Below are 5559 nucleotides of genomic sequence, written 5' to 3'. Positions count from 1 at the left end.
TGGCGCAGCAGGCTGCGGCGCCAGCGACGCAGGCCGCCGATGAACCACAGAGCGGCAAAGCCGGCAAAACTGTCGGTGCGGATGCGGCGGCCATGATTGATGCGACGATCGAGAAAGGCGGCGAGCTTCGGCCGGTTTTCGATGTAGCTGCCCAGACCCGCCGGCAGCGTGCCGCAGAACTCCTCGATGCGCGGATGGAAATATTCGGTCACCTGCAGGATCGAGCCATCCTTGACGCCGACCTCGCGGCGCACGCGTTTGTCGCGCGTCGAACGTGTCTTGAGATCGGCGACGCGGATCATGTCGTCGTAGCACAGCGCGTTGGCCAGATGCTTGGCGGCAGCGATGGACAAGCCGTAGCCCTGAATCGGCCCGTCCAGCGCGACGGCCTTGTCCAACCGGTCGAGATAGTCGCGCCCATAGGCGATGTCCTGATAGTCGACGACCTTTCTCAAGCCTCGAAGCGCCATATCGCGCACGGCCACCGGCAACAGATCGATGCGGGCAGCCAAGGCCTGCCAGCCTTGCAGCAGGTTTCGCGGGCCACTCACCTGTCCGGCGCCCAGGGCAGATTCGACGATCGCTGGCTCGGCCGGCCTAGGCGCCGGTGCTGCCGTGCCGCGCGCACGATCAAACGCGGCACCGAAGGCAGCAAGGCTGGCCTTGACGCCCCGACCACCCGCGCCGATCGCCTGCTCGTAGCTTTCGCGCGTGAACGGCAGCGCGTCCGACCCCGCCAGCGCGCCAAGCAGGCTGGCCGAGATCATCGAGCCATTGTCGGCGGCGATCTTCTCCATGTCGAAGGCGATGAAGCGCTTCGATGCGGCCTCCGCCGTTGCATGCACCTTGGACGACGAGGCGCGGCCGTCGCCCGGCTCGATCTTTTCCGACACGGCGGCGATGCGGTGCGAGGAGGCGATCAGCGTGGTGCGCTCGGGCGTGACGAAGCCGCGAATGATGGCGCGGCCGGCTTCCATCAACTCCGCCGCGATCAGTATGTCGACGTCGCCTTGCGAGGGCGACAGCGCAAAGACCGGCAGCCGGCCGGTGTCGCGGGCCATCTCGACATAGTAGATGGTGGCGCCGGTACGCTGGGCGACGCCGGCGACCGAGGTCGACTGCGCGACATAGCCGTTGCGCTCGGCGACATCGGTAATCCAATCGGCGAGCACGCCGCCGCCCTGGCCGCCGACCGCCAGCACGGCGAGCTTGATGACACGCTCACCATCCTGAGCGCTGGCGTGGGCGCGAAGTGGGGGGACGGCGTCAAGCATCGGCGAAAGTCAGGCGCCGGCTTTCGCGGCGACGCTGCAACAGGCTGATGGTGGCGCGGCGCGCCGCTTCCAGGAAGCGATCCCAGCGGCTTGGATTGTGGACGACGTCGGCGCGATAGAAGGACGGGCAGAGCACCGCCGCATCGGCGACCTCGCCGCAATTGCCGCAACCGACGCAACTCTGGTCGATATGCGCGACCGGATCGTCGCGCAAAAGATCGTCGAGCGACTTGACCGACAGCGATGGGCAGCCGGACAGCCGCATGCAGGCATGGTCACCGGTACAGATGTCCTCATCCACGCCGAACTTCGGTTTCACGACACGGGTCCCGCCCTTGATCGCCTTGTCGACCAGCGGCTTTTCGCGGCGCTGGCGGTTGAGCATGCATTCGGACGAGGCGACGATGACTTTCGGCCCCTTCTCCTCCGTCGTCAGCGCCTCGCGTAGCGTGTCCTGCATCTTGGTCACGTCATAGGTGCGGTCGACATGGCGCAGCCATTTGACGCCCATGCCTTTGACCGCCTCGGTGATCGGATGCTTCGTCGACTTGGTCTTGTTGCCGGCGCGGGATGAGAGGATGTCCTGGCCGCCGGTGGCGGCCGAGTAAAAATTATCGACGATGACGATGACGCCGTCGTTCTTGTTGAACACCGCGTTGCCAATTGAGGAGGTCAGGCCGTTGTGCCAGAAGCCGCCGTCGCCGACGAAGGAGATGGACCGCCGCTTGGCATCAGGCGAATTGAAGGCCGAGGCGGAGGCCGGGCCCAGCCCGTAGCCCATGGTGGTGGCGCCGAGCTCGAAAGGCGGCATGATCGAGAACAGATGGCAGCCGATGTCGGAGGCGATGTGATGCTTGCCGAGCTCCTGCTCGACCAGTTTTGTCGCGGCAAAGATCGGCCGTTCCGGGCAGCCGATGCAGAAGCCCGGCGGACGGCCCGGCACGACATTGATGAGGTCGGCTGCATCAACGCCGTCGCCGACCTTGTTGGGCGCGCGCACCTCGCCCGGCAGCAGATGCGGCGCCTCGGCGCGCAGGAAGGCGCCGATGCCGTCGAGCATGACCTGGCCGGTATATTCGCCGGCCATCGGCAGATGCTCCTTGCCAACCAGCCTGGTGCCTCGACCGGCCTTGTGCAGCATCGAAGCAAAGGCCTGTTCGATGTAGTTGGGCTGGCCTTCCTCGACGACCAGCACCGACTGCTTGCCCTCGCAGAACGACAGGAACTCGTCGTCGATCAAGGGATAGACGGCATTGAGCACATAGAGCGGCACGTCGGTGTCGCCATAGGTGTCGGCAAGGCCGAGCCGCTGCAGCGCGCGGATGACCGAATTGTACATGCCGCCCTGCATGACGATGCCGACCGAGCCATGGTCCGAGCCGAAGAACTCGTTGATCTTGTTCTTGGCGATGAAGTCGACCGCCGCCGGCCAGCGTTTCTGCACCTTCTCCTTCTCATGCAGGAAGGAGGCGGGCGGCAGCACGATGCGGCCGGTGTCGCGGCGCGGCGCGTCGAGGGCATCGGCGACCGTCATCGGCGGCCGCTTGTTGTCCTTGGCGATGAAATGGCCATGCACGTGGCAGCAGCGGATGCGCACCTGCAGCATGACCGGCGTGTTGGAAATCTCCGACAGCTCGAAACCATCCTCCACCGCCTTGACGATCGATGGCAGATTGGGTCGCGGGTCGAGCAGCCACACCTGGCTTTTCATGGCGAAGGCATGGCTGCGCTCCTGCATGATCGAGGAGCCCTCGCCATAGTCTTCGCCGACGATGATCAGCGCGCCGCCGGTGACGCCGCCGGAGGCGAGATTGGCCAGCGCGTCGGAGGCAACATTGGTGCCGACGGTCGACTTGAAGGTCGCCGCACCGCGAATGGGATAATGCACTGACGCCGCCAGCATGGCGGTGGCAGTGGCTTCCGAGGCGCTGGCTTCGAAATGCACGCCGAGCTCGCCCAGAATGTCCTGCGCGTCGGCCAGCACGTCCATCAGGTGACTGATCGGCGCGCCCTGATAGCCGCCGACATAGCCGACGCCGCATTGCAGCAGCGCCTTGGTGATGGCGAGAATGCCTTCGCCGGCAAACTCCTCGCCGGCACCGAGCCTGAGTTTTTCGACTTCCCTGGCAAAAGACCGTTCGGCCATTCTTTTTCTCCCTTCCGTTACCGCCAGCGCTGGCGGCGCGTAGGTCTAGATGTCGTGCTTGCGAATGTTCTTCAGCATCTTCAAAAGCGTGGCGATGAGCGCGGAATATTCGGCATCGTCGATGTCGTCGAACATCGCTTCGAACGCGTCGTGCATGGCCGGCCAGGCGCGGGTGAACTCGGCGCGGCCCTCGTCGGTCAGGAACACATGGCGGATTCGGCTGTCGGTGACACCCTGCTCGCGTCGCACCAGACCCTGGCCCTCCAGCGTATCGAGGGTCCGGCTCAAGGTCGATTGCTCGATGACCGTATAGACCGAGAGGTCGTTGACGGTGATACCGTCGGTGACCGACAGCACGGCGAGCGTGCGGACCTGCGGGATGGTCAGGCCCTGCTTGCGGAAATCGTCGCGCAAGGTGGCGTTGTAGCGGCCCATGATGCGGTTCATCAGATAGGGCGCGAATTGCTGCAGCCCGATCTGCCCCAGGGTCGAAATGCGCTGGCGCTTTTCCGCGACCTTCTCTTCCATCACAGCCTCCCCGCCAGGAGAAAGCCGGAACCGCCGCCGAGACCCGCACCCGGGTGGGTCGAGGCGCCGATATGGTAGAGACCCTTGATGCCGGTCTGATGGTTGCGGCTGGTCTTGAACGGCCGCCACAGGAAAGACTGGTCGATGGTCGAGGAACCGCCATAGGGGTCACCGCCGACCAGGTTGATGTTCATCGCCTCCAGATCGGCCGGCGAATAGGCGCGGCGCGCGATGACGCTGTCCTTGAAGCCTTCGATATGGCTGGCGAGGATCGCCTCAATGCGGTCGGCATAGGCTTCGCGCAGCACATCGGTCCATTGCCCGTCTGCCGGCGCCTGCAGCTTGCCGGCCGCGTCGCCCTTGATGTGGCGAGGCGCCTCTGGCAGTTGCAGCCACAGGATCGCCTTGCCCTCCGGGCAGCGCGACGGGTCGAGCGCGTGCGGCTGGCCGACGCAGATGGTCGGCACCTCCGGCAGCATGCCGCGCGCCGCCTCGTTGCAAGCTTTCGAGACGCCATCCAGGCCGGGCGTGAGGTGCAGCAACGCCACCTTATCCAAGCCTTCGCCCGGCCATGCGGGCGGTTTGTCCAAGGCGTAGTGGATCTGGAAATTGCCTTTGCCGTAGCGGTACTTTTGCGTCGCCTCGACATCGGCTTTGGGTGCATCCGTGCCAAGCAGCCTGCCATAGAGCTGCGTTGGCGTAACCGAGCAGATGACGCTCTTGTCGGCATTGATTGTCTCGCCCGAGGCCAGCCGCACGGCGGTTGCCCGGCCATTGTTTTGAACGATCGAAGCGACATCGGCGCCGGTGCGGATATCGCCGCCGCGTTCCCGAATCAAAGCCTCGAAGGCCGCCAGCAGGTTTTTTGCCCCACCCTTGACGATCGGTGCTCCGGCCGCCTCAAGTGCGAAGGCGATCACCTTGGCGATCTGGCCGGAGAAGGCGTCCTCGGGTCCAAGCCCGGCATGCAGTACCCAGGGTGCCCACAGCGCGCGGATGGTTTCGGACCGGTAGGTGTTTTCGAGCCAGCCGCGCGCCGGCACCAGAGCTTCGCCGAGGAAGGCGGCAAGGCCGCGCGGGCCACGCCGCCAGCCATCACCGGCAAGCAGCTTCGCTGTCGGGTAGGACCACAGGCTGCCGCCGAGCAAGCCGAACAGCAGGCCGGCATTGCGTTCGATGCCGCCGACATCATCCGCGTGCCGGTCACCGTCGCCTGCCGCGATTGCGTTGAGGGCGGCGATGTTGGCGGCACGGTCGGTGCTGAGCACGGCATGGCTGCCATCCGGCCGCAGCACGCCCGTCGGCGTGCCCGTGTGGCAGAACTCCAGCCCGTGGCGCGCGAGATCGGCGCCCAGTGCCGCAAAGGCCGGCGAGGTGATGAACAGCACGAAGGTCGTCGCCATCACATCATGGATGAAGCCGGGTGCGGTGATCTCCTCGGTGCGCAAGCAACCGCCAATGCGGTCGTTGCGCTCCAGGACGAGCACACGCGCCCCTTTGCCGCCGAGCATCGCCGCGCAGACCAGCGCGTTGATGCCGCTGCCGACGATGATGTGATCGGGGGCGGTCATTGGCGGTTGCTCTTTTCTTTGGGGGAGGGGGGGTGAATCG

4 protein-coding genes are annotated in these 5559 nt (G+C 65.5%); all 4 read right to left on the bottom strand.

Annotated elements, in window-relative coordinates; genetic code table 11:
- Window positions 1–1274, bottom strand: a 1274-nt coding sequence (locus tag EN969_RS14575; RefSeq protein ID WP_127419203.1) for an indolepyruvate oxidoreductase subunit beta family protein, incomplete at its 3' end; no start/stop codon positions are given.
- Complete coding sequence (locus EN969_RS14570; RefSeq protein WP_063169955.1) at window positions 1267–3420, bottom strand: indolepyruvate ferredoxin oxidoreductase subunit alpha; 2154 nt, start codon at window positions 3418–3420, stop codon at window positions 1267–1269. The genes EN969_RS14575 and EN969_RS14570, both read right to left, overlap by 8 nt.
- Window positions 3421–3465: 45 nt before the next feature.
- Window positions 3466–3948: a MarR family transcriptional regulator gene (locus EN969_RS14565; protein WP_013527967.1), complete on the bottom strand. Its 483-nt coding sequence runs from the start codon at window positions 3946–3948 to the stop codon at window positions 3466–3468.
- Complete coding sequence (locus EN969_RS14560; RefSeq protein ID WP_063169954.1) at window positions 3948–5519, bottom strand: NAD(P)/FAD-dependent oxidoreductase; 1572 nt, start codon at window positions 5517–5519, stop codon at window positions 3948–3950. The genes EN969_RS14565 and EN969_RS14560 overlap by 1 nt, the downstream gene beginning before the upstream one ends.
- Window positions 5520–5559 lie beyond the last annotated feature (40 nt).

Source organism: Mesorhizobium sp. M7A.F.Ca.CA.003.01.2.1, assembly GCF_003998945.1.
Classification (GTDB): domain Bacteria; phylum Pseudomonadota; class Alphaproteobacteria; order Rhizobiales; family Rhizobiaceae; genus Mesorhizobium; species Mesorhizobium ciceri.
This window is presented reverse-complemented; position numbering and strand designations above follow the sequence as displayed.

Bases quoted from the DNA above. Each gene is read 5' to 3' on its own strand.
- EN969_RS14570 (WP_063169955.1), bottom strand. From the start codon at position 3,420: ATGGCCGAACGGTCTTTTGCCAGGGAAGTCGAAAAACTCAGGCTCGGT.
- EN969_RS14565 (WP_013527967.1), bottom strand. From the start codon at position 3,948: ATGGAAGAGAAGGTCGCGGAAAAGCGCCAGCGCATTTCGACCCTGGGG.
- EN969_RS14560 (WP_063169954.1), bottom strand. From the start codon at position 5,519: ATGACCGCCCCCGATCACATCATCGTCGGCAGCGGCATCAACGCGCTG.